Source organism: Streptococcus sp. F0441 (genome assembly GCF_000314775.2).
In the GTDB taxonomy this organism is placed as follows: Bacteria; Bacillota; Bacilli; order Lactobacillales; family Streptococcaceae; genus Streptococcus.
Genome location: NZ_KB373321.1, coordinates 428,328 through 442,647 on the forward strand (window position 1 = coordinate 428,328; position 14,320 = coordinate 442,647).

Sequence of the window (14,320 nt, forward strand, 5' to 3'; positions counted from 1 at the left end):
TGGTATGGAGTCGGTTACGCAGGAAGCATGAAAGAAGGCTTTACGATCACCAACCAAGAAAAGACTCCAACAAAACCTTCTACACCAAATAATCCAGAATCGAATAAACCAGAGGTACCAAATACAAGTAATAACAAGACATTACCTAATACAGGAGATGGAAGCAACGTATCCCAATATGTATGGATAATGTTAACCTCAGGAGTATTACTGATGCTAATAGGATATAGACGTAAAAATCAAGGATAGTAGAAATAAGGAATAACTTCACTACTGTAAAGGATAGTGCTTAGAAGTCATGGGCAACTGTAGTGGGGAACATATAACTAAGTACGAGAGAGAATCAGATTGGTTCTCTCTTTTTGATATTCAAAGCAATGAGAATTCTAGTTTTAAAGTTGTCAAAGTTCTTCAAGTTTTGTGTCAGGTTATGGATGAAACTTAACGTTAAGGCTCTTATTATCGGCAGGCTTCTTCAGGCAATTTGAATATTAAGATTTACCTACTTTAGAAATGATAGAGCTTGCTAATTTCAGAAAATTTCCCCACTTTTTCATAAAGTGTGGTAGAATAGAAGAACTAAAATGACAAGGGGATTTATATGGAACAAACATTCTTTATCATTAAGCCAGATGGTGTGAAGAGAGGTCTAGTTGGCGAGGTTTTGAAAAGAATTGAGCGACGTGGTTTCAAACTCGAAAAATTAGAGTTACGTTCAACAGTTTCAGAAGATTTGATTGACCAACACTATCGCGACTTAGTTGGAAAAAGTTTTTATCCTCCTATCCGCCAATTTATGACCTCAGGTCCAATAATTGTGGGAATCATTTCAGGTCCCAAGGTAATTGAAAGCTGGCGTGACATGATGGGAGCTACTCGTCCAGAAGAGGCTCTTTCGGGGACAATCCGGGGAGATTTTGCTAAGGCGGCAGGAGAAAATCAAGCCATTCAAAACGTCGTACATGGATCAGATTCAGAAGAGTCAGCTAAACGAGAAATCGCCCTATGGTTTAAGGATTAGATTAGAAGAGAACAGTTCTGTGAATGACGGAACTGTTTTTTGTACCGTTCAGCGTCCTAATGTGACATTTCGGAAGTCATTTATCATTTTCTAATCCTGTCAGAGTATAATTTCTTATACGGAGGAAGAAAAGGAAATGATGAAATCAATTCGTGTTTTATTATTATTAGCTGTCGCTCAAATTTTATTTGGAAGTTGTTTATTGTGGGAGGAATCATTTTTATCCTTAAGAGAAGGAAATGTCTATTTTTTAATTCTCATAGTGGGAGTTTCTGGCTTTTGTGCTGGGATTAATTATTTCCATACCTTGGGTCAGAAAAGTCATAGTATTTTGCATTCTGCAGAGAAAGTAAAGCTTATCCATAATCTTCTTTTAATCATCAATCTTTTAGCCAGCTGTTTCATTTTATCAGAAAGTATCCAAGTTGGTACTGAGCTTCAGCAGGATCTAGTTGACCTCTTTTTGCCTTCATTCTTTTTCTTGCTGGGAGTAGATCTATGGATTTTCTTACCTTTTGATAAATATATTCGGGATATGGACAACCATCTCAACAAGAAGAGAACGGTTGTGATTTCCGTTTTAGGCACGATTATTTTCTTGAGAAATCCCGTAACGATCTCCTCCATTCTCCTTTATATCGGTCTCGGTTTTTTATGTGCGCGTTTCCTCTTTCCAAAATCCGTGCAAAGGGAAATTTCATTTTACGGACATGTGATTCGCGATGTTTTATTTGTTATTTGTATTTTTGCCTTTTTCTGAGAAAGGCAAGGAGAACTATAAATTTAGCATAGTAAGTCTATAAAGAAAATTCACACAAAAGAAAACTTTTTGGTATAATAGTAACATGTACACAAAAAATGAAGAAGAGCTTCGAGCTCTCGGAGAAAGATTAGGTCATTTGCTTCAAAAAGACGATGTTCTGATCTTGACGGGAGAGTTGGGTGCGGGTAAAACAACCTTTACAAAAGGCCTTGCCAAGGGTTTGGATATCCGTCAGATGATTAAAAGTCCAACTTATACTATCGTGAGAGAGTATGAAGGGCGTCTGCCACTTTACCACTTGGATGTCTACCGTATCGAAGGAGACGCTGATTCTATTGACTTGGATGAGTTTCTCTTTGGTGGCGGTGTGACTGTTATTGAGTGGGGGCATCTTTTGGGTGAGGATTTACCAGATTCCTATTTGGAATTGGAAATTTTGAAAGAAGCAGAGGGTCGTTGTCTTCATTTTACGGCTCATGGCCCTCGGGCTGAACAACTCATCAAGGAGCTTCATGATGGAGTATGAGTTGTGCATTCGTGAGGCAGAGACTTCAGATGCTACAGCTTTGATTGCATTTTTAGATTGTGTCGGTCAAGAGACAGACCTCACTAGCCTAGATGAAAATGGTATCATGATGACAGCGTCTGAAATGGCTCTTTTTATCGAAAAACAAGCTGCATCGGAGAATCAAATTACTCTTCTCGCCTTACTGAATGATGAGATTGCAGGTATCTTAAATATCACAGCGGATCAACATTTAAGAGTTCGGCATATTGGAGATGTTTTTCTAGCAGTTCGCAAGAAATTTTGGAACCAAGGCTTGGCGACAATACTCCTAGAAGAAGGTATCGAGTGGGCTAAAGCCAGTGGTGTCTTGCGCCGTTTGCAACTTAGTGTACAAAAACGAAATGAGGCTGCTATCCACCTCTATTCAAAAATGGGATTTATCATAGAAGGCTTGCAAGAAAGAGGAGCCTATTTAGCAGAAGGGATATTTTTAGATGTTTGTCTGATGGGCAAATTGATAGATGAATAACAAGATGATTAAAAAATTAATTGGAATGGTTCTAGGTTTCCTAGCAGTAACAGTTTTAGGTGTAGCGGTTTATGGCTATACCATCTACCAACAGGGAACAGAAACCCTAAGTAAAAAGACTTACAAAAAAATCGGGGAAGAAACCAACGTTATCGAAGCGACGGAGCCACTGACTATCCTCTTGATGGGGGTAGATACGGGAAATTCGGAACGTACAGATCCGTGGGCAGGGAATAGTGATTCTATGATACTCCTGACGGTTAATCCCAAAACAAAGAAAACCACTATGATGAGTTTGGAACGGGATATTTTGACTAAGATCGAGAATGAAAATGGCCAAGTTCAGGAAGCCAAACTCAATGCGGCCTATGCTAATGGTGGTGCGGAACTTGCAATTTCTACTATTCAAAAGATGATGAATATCCACATTGACCGCTATGTAATGGTCAACATGCAAGGCCTTCAACAATTGGTGGATGCAGTTGGTGGGATCACCGTCAACAATACACTTGGTTTTCCAATTTCTATCACTGACCAAGAAGAGTTTAATAAGATTTCCATTGGTGTTGGGGAACAAAACTTGAATGGTGAGGAAGCCTTGGTGTATTCGCGGATGCGTTACCAAGACCCTGAAGGAGACTACGGCCGTCAAAAGCGTCAACGTGAAGTCATTCAAAAAATCGTTGAGAAGGTTTTGAGCCTAAACAGTGTGAGTCATTATCAAGGTATCCTCAAAGCTTTGAGTGATAACATGCAGACCAATGTGGACTTATCAGCTAAGAGCATTCCACAATTGCTCGGCTATCAAGATTCTTTCAAAAATATTGAGACGCATCAATTGCGTGGGGAAGATGCTGAGCTACAAGGGATTTCTTATCAGATTGTCACTTCAGAACATATGCTCGAAATGCAAAATCTCTTGCGTAGTTCACTGGGTAAAGAGCCAGTGACAGAATTGGAAACCAATGCGGTACTGTACGAAACAGCCTTTGGTCGGACAGCGCCTTCAACCAGTACTAGTGTTTCAAACGAAGAGGTAGAATAAAACAAAGAATCAAATCGTGGGAAATTTCCTGCGATTTTTTCAAAAAAATTCGAATAGATAAATAGGAGGAAAAATGAAAGCAGAAATTATTGCTGTCGGAACAGAAATTTTAACAGGGCAGATCGTCAATACCAATGCTCAGTTTTTATCAGAGAAGTTAGCCGAAATCGGGGTAGATGTTTATTTTCAAACAGCTGTCGGAGACAATGAAGCTCGTCTTTTGTCCCTGCTTGAGATTGCGAGTCAACGTAGCAATCTTGTGATTTTGACAGGGGGGTTGGGACCAACCGAGGATGATTTGACCAAACAAACTCTGGCAAAATTTTTAGGAAAAGCTCTAGTGTTTGACCCTCAAGCACAAGAGAAATTGGATATTTTCTTTGCTCATAGACCTGACTATGCTCGGACACCGAATAATGAGCGCCAAGCCCAAATTGTAGAAGGGGCGACCCCACTGCCAAATGAGACAGGTTTAGCAGTAGGAGGAGTGTCGGAAGTGAATGGCGTGACCTACGTAGTCCTTCCAGGACCGCCAAGTGAGTTGAAACCCATGGTCTTAAATCAACTTTTACCCAAGCTGATGACTGGCACCAAACTGTATTCCCGAGTGCTTCGTTTCTTTGGGATTGGGGAGAGTCAGTTGGTGACCATTTTGGCGGATTTGATTGACCATCAAACGGATCCGACTTTGGCGCCTTATGCCAAGACGGGAGAAGTGACCTTGCGCTTGTCCACAAAAGCAGTCAGTCAAGAAAAGGCTGATCGAGTGCTGGATATCCTAGAAAATCAAATCTTGGATCGTCAGACTTTCGATGGACATTCACTGGGAGACATCTGTTATGGATATGGGGAAGAAACCAGTCTCGCAAGTGTCGTTGTAGAAGAGCTAAAGAAGAGACAGAAAAGCATTACTGCGGCAGAAAGCTTGACGGCAGGTCTCTTTCAAGCGACATTAGCAGACTTTTCAGGTGTGTCAGCTATCTTTAATGGAGGATTTGTCACCTACAGCCTAGAGGAAAAGTCCAAGATGTTGGATATTTCCGAGCGAGAACTGAAAAAACATGGTGTCGTTTCAGAGTTTACAGCTCGAAAAATGGCAGAGCAGGCACGTCTCAAGACTCAGTCTGACTATGGAGTTAGTTTGACGGGTGTGGCAGGACCAGATAGCCTAGAGGGGCATCCAGCTGGCACAGTTTTTATCGGCTTGGCGCATGCAAAAGGGACCGAGGTGATCAAGGCTAATATTGCCGGACGGAGCCGTGCAGATGTTCGTCACATCGCGGTTATGCATGCCTTTAACCTAGTTCGCAAGACTTTATTAAGTGACTAAATTTTGGTATAATGAAAGACAGGTCTAAGGACCAGTAGAATATAGGAGAACAAAATGGCGAAAAAACCAACAAAAAAATTAGATGAAATTGGGAAAAAATTTGGAGCTGATCGTGAAAAAGCATTGAACGATGCCCTTAAATTGATTGAGAAAGACTTTGGTAAAGGCTCAATCATGCGTTTGGGCGAGCGTGCGGAGCAAAAAGTGCAAGTCATGAGTTCAGGGTCCTTGGCTCTGGACATTGCTCTTGGTTCAGGTGGTTATCCTAAGGGACGCATCATCGAAATTTATGGACCAGAGTCTTCTGGTAAGACAACGGTTGCCCTTCACGCTGTCGCGCAAGCACAGAAAGAAGGTGGTATTGCAGCCTTTATCGATGCGGAACATGCTCTTGACCCAGCCTATGCTGCAGCCCTTGGTGTGAACATTGATGAGTTACTCTTGTCACAGCCAGACTCAGGTGAGCAAGGCCTTGAAATTGCAGGGAAATTGATTGACTCAGGTGCAGTCGACCTCGTCGTTATCGACTCGGTTGCAGCCCTTGTACCTCGTGCGGAAATTGATGGGGATATTGGAGATAGTCACGTTGGTTTGCAAGCTCGTATGATGAGCCAGGCCATGCGTAAACTTGGTGCTTCTATCAATAAAACTAAAACAATTGCCATCTTTATCAACCAGTTGCGTGAAAAAGTTGGGGTCATGTTTGGAAATCCTGAAACAACACCTGGTGGACGTGCTCTGAAATTCTACGCTTCAGTCCGTTTGGATGTTCGTGGAAGCACACAAATCAAAGGAACTGGTGACCAAAAAGATACCAATGTCGGTAAGGAAACCAAAATCAAGGTCGTGAAAAACAAGGTAGCTCCACCATTTAAGGAAGCTTTTGTTGAAATCATGTACGGAGAAGGGATTTCTAAGACCGGTGAGCTCTTGAAGATTGCAAGTGATCTCGATATTATCCAAAAAGCAGGAGCATGGTACTCTTACAAGGGTGAAAAAATCGGGCAAGGATCAGAGAATGCTAAGAAATACTTGGCAGATCACCCAGAGATTTTTGATGAGATTGACCATCAGGTTCGTGTTCAATACGGTTTGATTGAAGATGAAGAGGGAACCGCTCCTACTTCTGTCGCTGAAGATCTGGCACCTAACCAAGAAGTGACGCTTGACCTAGGCGATGGACTTGAAATCGAAATTGAAGAATAAAGATAAAACTAGGTAAAGTTTTCAAAATCATAAAAACGCATAATATCAGGTCTTCATAACCTTGATATTATGCGTTTTATCGTGAGAAAGTTCATTAGACTTCTCTTCCTTGAAACAACTAATGATCACTAAAGCGTCTGTATTTGATGTGAAAGTCAAAATAATGTTCATCTTGTAATTTTTGGAAGATGTCGCGATAGGCTTCCTCGTCGAAATGGTCACCGCGGTAGAGAATTTCAAAACTCAAGCCATCATACTCTAGAAAAGCGTTAGCTGTTTTAAAGCCATTTTGTTGATAGAAGCTCATACGAGCTTTTCTTTGTTCCAAGTTATCGCATTCTTCATCCAATCGCTCCACTTCAAGCAACATGGTCCGCTGGTAAAAATCAGTTAGTTTGTCTATAATTTCCTTCCCATACCCGTGACTTCTTAAGTGAGGCATGATGGCAAAAAAGCTAATATAGAAGGCCTTTTGGTTGGAGATGGCAAAAGCAAAGCCAACAAATTCTTCTTCGTTATAAAAAGCAAAAAAGTGGGCGTCATCTCGGTCCTGATAGCGCAAAAACTCAGAAAGAGGGACTCGTTCCTCCTCGGGGAAAGCTTCGTTATTTAGCTTTTCAACTTTATCAAGATCTGGAAACACATCGGTTATTAATTGACTGGTCAAACTCATAAATGACCTCCTTTTCTTGATTATAGCAAATTGTCTCTCTGTAAGCAATTGATTTCAGGATTCGTTAAAGAATCTTGTCGGTCCTCTGGAAAGCTGATATAATATCTTTATGAATAAAAAACGAACAGTGGACCTGATTCATGGCTCCATTCTTCCCTCACTTTTGAGCTTCGCCCTTCCAATTCTGTTGTCCAATATCTTCCAACAACTATATAATACAGCTGACGTCTTGATTGTAGGGCGGTTCCTTGGACAAGAATCCCTAGCAGCAGTAGGAGCAACGACGGCCATCTTTGATTTGATTATCGGCTTTGCCCTCGGAGTTGGAAATGGGATGGGAGTTGTCATCGCTCGTCTTTACGGTGCTCGTAATTTTGCTAAGATTAAAGAAGCTGTTGCAGCAACTTGGATTCTGGGTGCCATCCTGAGTGCTCTTGTCATGCTGATAGGCTTCTTCGGTCTTTATCCACTCTTGCAATATTTAGAAACACCTGTAGAAATCCTTTCTCAATCCTATGAGTACATCTCCATGATTGTTACCTGTGTAGGGGTTAGTTTTGCTTACAATCTTTTTGCAGGCTTACTGCGCTCGATTGGCGATAGCCTTGCGGCTCTTGCTTTTCTTATCTTCTCAGCTATCGTTAATGTGATCTTGGATTTGTATTTTATTACGCAACTGCATCTGGGTGTTCAGTCTGCTGGTCTTGCAACCATTATATCACAGGGTTTGTCAGCAATCTTCTGTTATTTTTATATTCGTAAGAGTGTTCCAGAGCTTCTTCCGGGTCTCAAACATTTCAAATGGAATAAGGCTCTCTATGTGGATCTCTTGGAGCAGGGACTAGCCATGGGTCTGATGGGGTCAATCGTTTCTATCGGAAGTGTCATTTTGCAATCCTCTGTCAATAGTTTTGGTGCAGTCATTATCAGTGCTCAAACGGCAGCACGGCGAATCATGGCCTTTGCCTTATTACCAATGACAGCCATTTCAGCATCGATGACGACTTTTATCTCTCAAAACTTTGGAGCGAAACGTCCCGAACGTATTGTCCAAGGCCTTCGTTTAGGGAGCTATTTGAGTATGTCTTGGGCAACCCTTGCCTGTATTTTCCTATTTTTTGCCAGTCCTAGCCTAGTTTCTTTCCTAGCAAGTTCGACAGACAGCTATTTGGTAGAAAACGGGACCTTGTACTTACGTATCAGTTCTGTATTTTATCCATTTTTAAGTCTTTTATTGATTTATAGAAATAGCTTGCAGGGACTAGGCCAAAAACTTTTGCCCCTTATATCTAGCTTTATCGAGTTGTTTGGGAAAATTATTTTCGTAGCTTGGATTATTCCTTGGACAGGCTATACAGGTGTTATTCTCTGTGAACCGCTACTCTGGGTTGTGATGACTCTCCAACTTTACTTCTCCCTTTCCCGACACCCTTGGATAAAAGAAGGCAAGAAAATCGTGGCAGTCGGAGGGCAATCCTAGCTTGCTTTGCAAAAGAAAATCCATTTCCTCTAGTGAAAATCAGCTAGACTTGTGTTATAATAAGAAAGATTAAAATGTGAAAAAAGGAGATTCCTAATGGGACGTAAATGGGCCAATATCGTAGCCAAGAAAACGGCTAAAGATGGAGCTAACTCTAAAGTATATGCAAAATTTGGTGTAGAAATCTATGTAGCAGCTAAAAAAGGGGAACCAGATCCAGAATCAAACACTGCTTTGAAATTCGTTATCGATCGTGCTAAACAAGCGCAGGTGCCAAAACACGTTATTGATAAGGCTATCGATAAGGCAAAAGGGAACACAGACGAAACCTTTACAGAAGGACGTTACGAAGGATTTGGACCAAATGGTTCTATGCTGATTGTGGATACCTTGACTTCAAACGTCAACCGTACAGCTGCGAACGTTCGTGCTGCTTTTGGTAAAAATGGCGGTAACATGGGAGCTTCAGGTTCTGTTTCTTACCTCTTTGACAACAAGGGTGTTATCGTATTTGCTGGTGATGATGCGGATGCTATCTTTGAGCTTTTGCTTGAAGCAGACATTGATGTGGATGATGTAGAAGCAGAAGAAGGAACAATCACTGTTTACACAGCTCCAACTGACCTTCACAAGGCTATCGTTGTCCTTCGTGAGTCAGGTGTCGAAGAATTCCAAGTTACTGAACTGGAAATGATTCCTCAGTCAGAAGTTGAGTTGTCAGGTGAAGATTTGGAAACCTTTGAAAAACTTTACAGCGTTCTTGAGGATGATGAGGACGTCCAAAAGATCTACACAAATGTCGATGGATTCTAATAAAAAAGCGAACAGACTTGCTAGCTGTTCGCTTTTTATATTTGAGATTAGATTCTGGTTCCAGAATCTCTTTGCTGCTGTCTTTCTCCTAGGCCTACAGCTATTTTATGAACTAGTAAGAGTTGACCATTATCCTGTTTTACAAAGGTTAGAGTAACGGTCTTGATTCTATCATCAATGCCAATATAGGTAATTTTCTTTGTGTCGTAGCCCTCAATAGTGGAATCAAACTCGGAGTCTGGCAGTCCATGCTTTTTGATAATATCCTTGTAATTGGTACCACCTTTTCCTTTGTTATCAAGGTCACCTTCAATTAAAGCGTCGAACTGTTCTTGTGTCCAAGTAAAGGTATCGTCTTCTTCCTCATCTTCGGGGAGTGAATCAATGGTATCATCTGTCAAGTCGCGTTCCATTGAGGAGCTAGCTTCTCTATAGGAACGGTTAAACTCTCTGATAAAATCTTTGTAGACATTAGCGTACAGTATCTGGGTCGTAAAGAAAAGTACAACAGAAGCAACTGCGAGAGATGTCCCGATAATGGCCATTGTTTTCCGTTTTTTGAGATTGGCAATAAGTCCGATAATACCTAAGATCAACGCGACAATAGCGATGAAAAACGATAGATAGTTAATAAACGGGATCCAGGACCCTAAAAGTGCGATGGCTCCAAAAATGGTTGCTAAAATCCCTAAAACTTTTTGTTCTTCTGGTTTCATTTGAACGTTTTCTCCCTTCATCAAGTGAATGGATTCCTATCCACGGTAGCTAGTGCTTATTATAGAGAAAATATTCTCCAATGTCAATTCAGACTAAAATAGTTCTCTAGGAAACTTTTTTCTTGACATCTCTTCTGAAAGTGATAAAATAGTTCTCATGGAAACTTAATTAGTTCTCCTGAGAACTATATTCAATCGTGAGAAAGGAGCAATCATGGACAAGCCGATGTTGATTTTTAAACGCTTTGGGCACCAGGTTCACCTGATGGTACAGAAAGAAGCTAAGAGATGTGGCATTGAATTTATGGGTGGACCGCAAGGGCAGGTTCTGCGTTTTTTAGATCATTGTGAACAAAAAGAGGAACTGGTCTTGATTAAGGATATCGAGCAGGAACTCAATATTACCAAATCTGTTGCGAGTAATTTAGTCAAGCGTATGGTGCAAAATGGTTTGGTCGAGTTAGAGGCGAGCCCGAGCGATAAGCGGGCAAAATTTGTTCGCTTGACGGATAAATCGCGTTCGCAGATGCAAAAAGTTAAGGCTTTTTTTGATCGGATTGATCAGAGCCTGCTAGAGGGTGTTTCAAAGTCAGACTTGGCAATCTTTGAAAAGGTACTCGGGCAATTGCAAGAAAATGTTGAGAAGATAGGAGGAGAGAATGAAGAAACTCGCTAAACGTATTACAGGAAAAGAGTGGGGAATGATCGTCCTTACGATTCTTTTCACTTGTTTCTCGGTCTATCTCGAGTTAGAGGTACCGACCTACATTTCACAAATTACAGAGTTACTCGGAACGTCTGGAACGCAGTTGGGTGAACTCTGGTTACCAGCTGCGAAGATGATTGGCTTGTCTTTATTGGCTTTCTTTTCATCTGTTATGGTTGGTTTCTTTGCCGCTCGCGTTGCAGCATCCTATACAACCCATCTACGCACTGATGTATTTCATCAGGTTTTGGATTTTTCGCAGACAGAGATCAAACGTTTTTCAATCCCAAGTCTTTTGACTCGGACGACCAATGATATCACTCAGATTCAGATGCTCTTTACTATGGGCTTACAGGTAGTGACTCGTGGGCCTATCATGGCCATCTGGGCCATTGGAAAAATCCTTGGGAAGTCGGAATACTGGCTCTGGGCAGTAGTGGTGGCAGTCATTGTCAATGTCTTGATGACCACTATTCTCATGACTCTGGCCTTTCCAAAACAATCTGTCATCCAAAAATTGACAGATAAACTTAATAGCATCACTCGTGAAAGCTTGACTGGGATTCGAGTTGTTCGTGCATACAATGCGGAAGATTACCAAGACAAGAAATTCGAAGAAGCTAATGATGAGTTGACTCGACTTAATCTCTTTGTCAACCGTTTGATGGCCATTATGAATCCCATTATGATGGGGATTTCGAGTGGATTGAGTTTAGCCATTTACTGGATTGGTGCCTATATCATCAACGACGCAAGTTTGGCAGAACGTTTGCCACTCTTTAGTGATATGGTGGTCTTCATGTCCTATGCTATGCAGGTCGTGATGGGCTTCCTTCTCATGGGAGCACTCTTTATCGTTCTTCCTCGTACCTTGGTTTCGGCAGGACGTATCAATCAAGTATTGGATCTGCATCCTTCTATTGAGAATCCTAGTCATGCACAGACGGCGGATCCTTCAATTCAGGGGCAGGTGGAATTCCGTGATGTGACTTTCCGCTACTCTAAAAATTCTGAAGCAGTCGTGGAACAGGTCACTTTCAAAGCAGAAGCGGGTCAAACCGTAGCCTTCATTGGATCGACTGGATCAGGTAAGTCCACGCTTGTCAACCTCTTGCCTCGTTTTTACGACGTTTCAGATGGAGAAATCCTAGTGGACGAAGTTAATGTTCAAGACTATGACTTGGAAGATTTGCGCAACAAGGTTGGTTATATTCCTCAAAAAGCTGTGCTCTTTTCTGGAGATGTCAAGGAGAACTTAGACTTTGGCAAAAGCAAAGAAACTCCTCTAAGCGAAGCTGCTATGTGGCAAGCCCTTGAATTGGCCCAGTCTAAAAGCTTCATAGAGGATAAGGAAGCAGGACTTGCATCAGAAGTAGCCCAAGGTGGAACCAACTTCTCAGGAGGTCAAAGACAGCGTTTGGCCATTGCGCGTGCCTTGGCTCGTAAACCAGAGATTCTCATTTTTGATGACTCCTTCTCAGCCTTGGACTACAAGACGGATCGTATCTTACGCCAAGAGCTAGCTGAGAAAACACAATCCATGACCAAGCTCATCGTAGCGCAGCGGATTTCTACCATTATGGATGCTGACCTGATCTTAGTCTTGGATCAAGGAAAAGTCGTGGGACAAGGCACCCATAAGGAACTTCTAGCTACCAACGAAGTCTACCAAGAAATTGCCTACTCACAACTATCGAAGGAGGAATTGGAACATGGAAAATAAGAAAATGTCTTTTTGGAAATATTATAAACCTTTTCTAGCAGGTCTCCAACTTCCCCTACTAGTAGCGGTTGTAGCAGCTGTATGTTCAAGCATCATCACTGTTTATGGACCAACCAAGATTAAGGAAATTACCAACTTGATTTCAGATGGTTTGATGACAGGAATTGATTTAGAGGCTGTTTCAAGTATTGCTAGCTTTTTAGTGATTCTCTATGTACTTGGTGCTATCCTTAACTATACACAGGCCTATATCTTTTCAACAAGTATCCAACATTTTTCAAAACGCTTGCGGACAGCAATCGCTGAAAAAATCAATCGTTTGCCACTTGGCTATTTTGACCGCCATTCACAAGGAGACACCCTTTCGCGCGTGACCAATGATGTGGATACGGCGGCGCAATCTCTCAACCAAAGTTTAGGGACTGTTCTTTCAGCCAGCTTCTTGTTGATTGCTGTTTTGGTGACCATGTTTAGTATGAACTGGATTTTAGCTCTGGTAACGGTTGTTTCTACGTTTGTTGGTTTTGCGGCAGTTTCCGTAATTATGGCCAAGTCACAGGGTTATTTTAAAGCCCAACAAAATAATCTAGCAGCCGTCAATGGTTACGTAGAAGAAATGTACTCTGGCCATAATGTAGTGACCAGCTACAACGCAGTAGACACCTCTAAAGCGAAATTTGCAGGTTTGAATCAGAACTTGCACGACAGCATCTGGAAATCTCAGTTTATCTCTGGTATCATGATGCCAGCCATGTTCTTTGTTGGGAATTTTAGCTATGTTTTGGTCATCATCGTTGGGGCCGCGCTTGCTCTAAAAGGGCATATCACTATCGGGGTTATTGTAGCCTTTATGGTCTATGTTCGTACCTTCTCACAACCCTTATCACAAATTGCTCAAGGGATTACCAGCTTGCAACAAGCCAGTGCAGCCATGGGACGTGTCTTTGAATTTCTAGGTGAAGCTGAGATGCAGGATGAATCCCATAAGGAAAGACAATTGACTGGCATGAGGGGAGAAGTGGTCTTTGATCGCGTATCCTTTGGCTATACACCAGAACGCACCATCATCCATGACTTTTCTGCGACAGCTCATGCAGGCCAGAAGGTCGCTATCGTTGGGCCTACTGGAGCTGGTAAGACAACCATTGTCAATCTTTTGATGAAGTTCTATGAGATTGATAAGGGAAGTATCCGTATCGATGGTGTCGATACCAAGGATATGAAGCGCTCAGAAGTACACGATGCCTTTTCAATGGTCTTGCAAGATACTTGGCTCTTTGAAGGAACGATTCGAGAAAATCTCATCTACAATCAAACGGGCATCAGTGATGAACGAATGATGGAAGCAAGCAAGGCTGTGGGAATCCACCACTTTATCATGACCTTGCCAGACGGCTACGATACGGTTTTGGATGACACTGTGACCTTGTCTGTTGGGCAAAAACAACTCTTGACCATTGCTCGTGCACTTCTTAAGGATGCACCACTCTTGATTTTGGATGAAGCGACATCCTCAGTCGACACACGTACAGAGGAGTTGATTCAAAAAGCAATGGACCGTTTGATGGAAGGACGCACATCCTTTGTCATTGCCCACCGCTTGTCTACTATCCGAAATGCCGACTTGATTCTTGTCATGAAAGATGGCAATATCATCGAGCAAGGCAATCACGAGGAGTTGATGGCGCAAGGTGGCTTCTACGCTGACTTGTACAATAGTCAATTTACAGAAGACGAAGCAGAAGAATAAATCAAAAGAAGGCTTGACGGCCTTCTTTTTCTGCACTATACTAGAAGACAAACGTCT

15 protein-coding genes are annotated in these 14,320 nt (G+C 41.9%); 13 read left to right on the top strand and 2 right to left on the bottom strand.

Annotated elements, in window-relative coordinates:
• The 8 genes from HMPREF9188_RS02020 to recA form a co-directional block, all read left to right on the top strand.
• Window positions 1–249: LPXTG cell wall anchor domain-containing protein (locus tag HMPREF9188_RS02020; RefSeq protein ID WP_009729731.1), on the top strand; the 249-nt coding region annotated here is incomplete at its 5' end.
• A gap of 352 nt (window positions 250–601) precedes the next feature.
• Window positions 602–1,021, top strand: a complete 420-nt coding sequence (gene ndk, locus HMPREF9188_RS02025; RefSeq protein WP_000438307.1) for a nucleoside-diphosphate kinase — start codon at window positions 602–604, stop codon at window positions 1,019–1,021.
• Window positions 1,022–1,157: 136 nt separating this feature from the next.
• Window positions 1,158–1,781: a hypothetical protein gene (locus HMPREF9188_RS02030; RefSeq protein ID WP_009729732.1), complete on the top strand. Its 624-nt coding sequence runs from the start codon at window positions 1,158–1,160 to the stop codon at window positions 1,779–1,781.
• 85 nt (window positions 1,782–1,866) lie between these two features.
• Window positions 1,867–2,310 (top strand): tRNA (adenosine(37)-N6)-threonylcarbamoyltransferase complex ATPase subunit type 1 TsaE, encoded by a 444-nt coding sequence (tsaE, locus tag HMPREF9188_RS02035; protein WP_000288252.1) that lies wholly within the window; start codon window positions 1,867–1,869, stop codon window positions 2,308–2,310.
• Entirely contained in the window at window positions 2,300–2,821 is a 522-nt protein-coding gene (locus HMPREF9188_RS02040) for a GNAT family N-acetyltransferase (protein ID WP_000455522.1), read from the top strand. The genes tsaE and HMPREF9188_RS02040 overlap by 11 nt, the downstream gene beginning before the upstream one ends.
• Window positions 2,822–2,825: 4 nt before the next feature.
• A complete protein-coding gene (gene lytR / locus HMPREF9188_RS02045; RefSeq protein WP_000592173.1) occupies window positions 2,826–3,866 on the top strand; it encodes a glycopolymer--peptidoglycan transferase LytR in 1,041 nt (346 codons plus the stop codon).
• Window positions 3,867–3,939: 73 nt separating this feature from the next.
• A complete protein-coding gene (locus HMPREF9188_RS02050) occupies window positions 3,940–5,196 on the top strand; it encodes a competence/damage-inducible protein A (protein WP_009729734.1) in 1,257 nt (418 codons plus the stop codon).
• A 54-nt stretch (window positions 5,197–5,250) separates the two neighbouring features.
• Window positions 5,251–6,402: a recombinase RecA gene (gene recA, locus HMPREF9188_RS02055; protein WP_001085521.1), complete on the top strand. Its 1,152-nt coding sequence runs from the start codon at window positions 5,251–5,253 to the stop codon at window positions 6,400–6,402.
• 118 nt (window positions 6,403–6,520) lie between these two features.
• On the opposite strand, the gene HMPREF9188_RS02060 is transcribed toward recA, so the two are convergent.
• Window positions 6,521–7,075 carry a GNAT family N-acetyltransferase gene (locus HMPREF9188_RS02060; protein ID WP_000060287.1) on the bottom strand — a complete coding sequence of 185 codons (555 nt, stop codon included), beginning with the start codon at window positions 7,073–7,075 and terminating at the stop codon, window positions 6,521–6,523.
• A 109-nt stretch (window positions 7,076–7,184) separates the two neighbouring features.
• Between HMPREF9188_RS02060 and HMPREF9188_RS02065 the strand changes: the two genes are divergently transcribed.
• Window positions 7,185–8,555 (top strand): MATE family efflux transporter, encoded by a 1,371-nt coding sequence (locus tag HMPREF9188_RS02065; RefSeq protein ID WP_009729735.1) that lies wholly within the window; start codon window positions 7,185–7,187, stop codon window positions 8,553–8,555.
• A gap of 96 nt (window positions 8,556–8,651) precedes the next feature.
• Entirely contained in the window at window positions 8,652–9,368 is a 717-nt protein-coding gene (locus HMPREF9188_RS02070; RefSeq protein ID WP_000532900.1) for a YebC/PmpR family DNA-binding transcriptional regulator, read from the top strand.
• Between the two features lie 47 nt (window positions 9,369–9,415).
• On the opposite strand, the gene HMPREF9188_RS02075 is transcribed toward HMPREF9188_RS02070, so the two are convergent.
• Window positions 9,416–10,105 (bottom strand): DUF308 domain-containing protein, encoded by a 690-nt coding sequence (locus HMPREF9188_RS02075; protein WP_033588891.1) that lies wholly within the window; start codon window positions 10,103–10,105, stop codon window positions 9,416–9,418.
• 193 nt (window positions 10,106–10,298) lie between these two features.
• Here HMPREF9188_RS02075 and HMPREF9188_RS02080 point away from each other — a divergent pair, with 193 nt between their 5' ends.
• The 3 genes from HMPREF9188_RS02080 to HMPREF9188_RS02090 are packed head-to-tail and all read left to right on the top strand — an operon-like array spanning window position 10,299 to window position 14,263.
• Window positions 10,299–10,760 carry a MarR family winged helix-turn-helix transcriptional regulator gene (locus HMPREF9188_RS02080; protein WP_000360513.1) on the top strand — a complete coding sequence of 154 codons (462 nt, stop codon included), beginning with the start codon at window positions 10,299–10,301 and terminating at the stop codon, window positions 10,758–10,760.
• A complete protein-coding gene (locus HMPREF9188_RS02085) occupies window positions 10,744–12,513 on the top strand; it encodes an ABC transporter ATP-binding protein (protein WP_009729737.1) in 1,770 nt (589 codons plus the stop codon). Before HMPREF9188_RS02080 ends, HMPREF9188_RS02085 begins: the two co-directional genes overlap by 17 nt.
• On the top strand, window positions 12,503–14,263 hold the full coding sequence (locus tag HMPREF9188_RS02090) for an ABC transporter ATP-binding protein (RefSeq protein WP_009729738.1): 1,761 nt from the start codon (window positions 12,503–12,505) through the stop codon (window positions 14,261–14,263). The genes HMPREF9188_RS02085 and HMPREF9188_RS02090 overlap by 11 nt, the downstream gene beginning before the upstream one ends.
• The last annotated feature ends 57 nt before the right edge of the window (window positions 14,264–14,320 follow it).

Excerpts from the sequence above, each read along its gene's own strand:
- ndk (WP_000438307.1), top strand. The coding sequence starts at position 602 with ATGGAACAAACATTCTTTATCATTAAGCCAGATGGTGTGAAGAGAGGT.
- HMPREF9188_RS02030 (WP_009729732.1), top strand. The coding sequence starts at position 1,158 with ATGATGAAATCAATTCGTGTTTTATTATTATTAGCTGTCGCTCAAATT.
- tsaE (WP_000288252.1), top strand. The coding sequence starts at position 1,867 with ATGTACACAAAAAATGAAGAAGAGCTTCGAGCTCTCGGAGAAAGATTA.
- HMPREF9188_RS02040 (WP_000455522.1), top strand. The coding sequence starts at position 2,300 with ATGGAGTATGAGTTGTGCATTCGTGAGGCAGAGACTTCAGATGCTACA.
- lytR (WP_000592173.1), top strand. The coding sequence starts at position 2,826 with ATGATTAAAAAATTAATTGGAATGGTTCTAGGTTTCCTAGCAGTAACA.
- HMPREF9188_RS02050 (WP_009729734.1), top strand. The coding sequence starts at position 3,940 with ATGAAAGCAGAAATTATTGCTGTCGGAACAGAAATTTTAACAGGGCAG.
- recA (WP_001085521.1), top strand. The coding sequence starts at position 5,251 with ATGGCGAAAAAACCAACAAAAAAATTAGATGAAATTGGGAAAAAATTT.
- HMPREF9188_RS02060 (WP_000060287.1), bottom strand. The coding sequence starts at position 7,075 with ATGAGTTTGACCAGTCAATTAATAACCGATGTGTTTCCAGATCTTGAT.
- HMPREF9188_RS02065 (WP_009729735.1), top strand. The coding sequence starts at position 7,185 with ATGAATAAAAAACGAACAGTGGACCTGATTCATGGCTCCATTCTTCCC.
- HMPREF9188_RS02070 (WP_000532900.1), top strand. The coding sequence starts at position 8,652 with ATGGGACGTAAATGGGCCAATATCGTAGCCAAGAAAACGGCTAAAGAT.
- HMPREF9188_RS02075 (WP_033588891.1), bottom strand. The coding sequence starts at position 10,105 with ATGAAGGGAGAAAACGTTCAAATGAAACCAGAAGAACAAAAAGTTTTA.
- HMPREF9188_RS02080 (WP_000360513.1), top strand. The coding sequence starts at position 10,299 with ATGGACAAGCCGATGTTGATTTTTAAACGCTTTGGGCACCAGGTTCAC.
- HMPREF9188_RS02085 (WP_009729737.1), top strand. The coding sequence starts at position 10,744 with ATGAAGAAACTCGCTAAACGTATTACAGGAAAAGAGTGGGGAATGATC.
- HMPREF9188_RS02090 (WP_009729738.1), top strand. The coding sequence starts at position 12,503 with ATGGAAAATAAGAAAATGTCTTTTTGGAAATATTATAAACCTTTTCTA.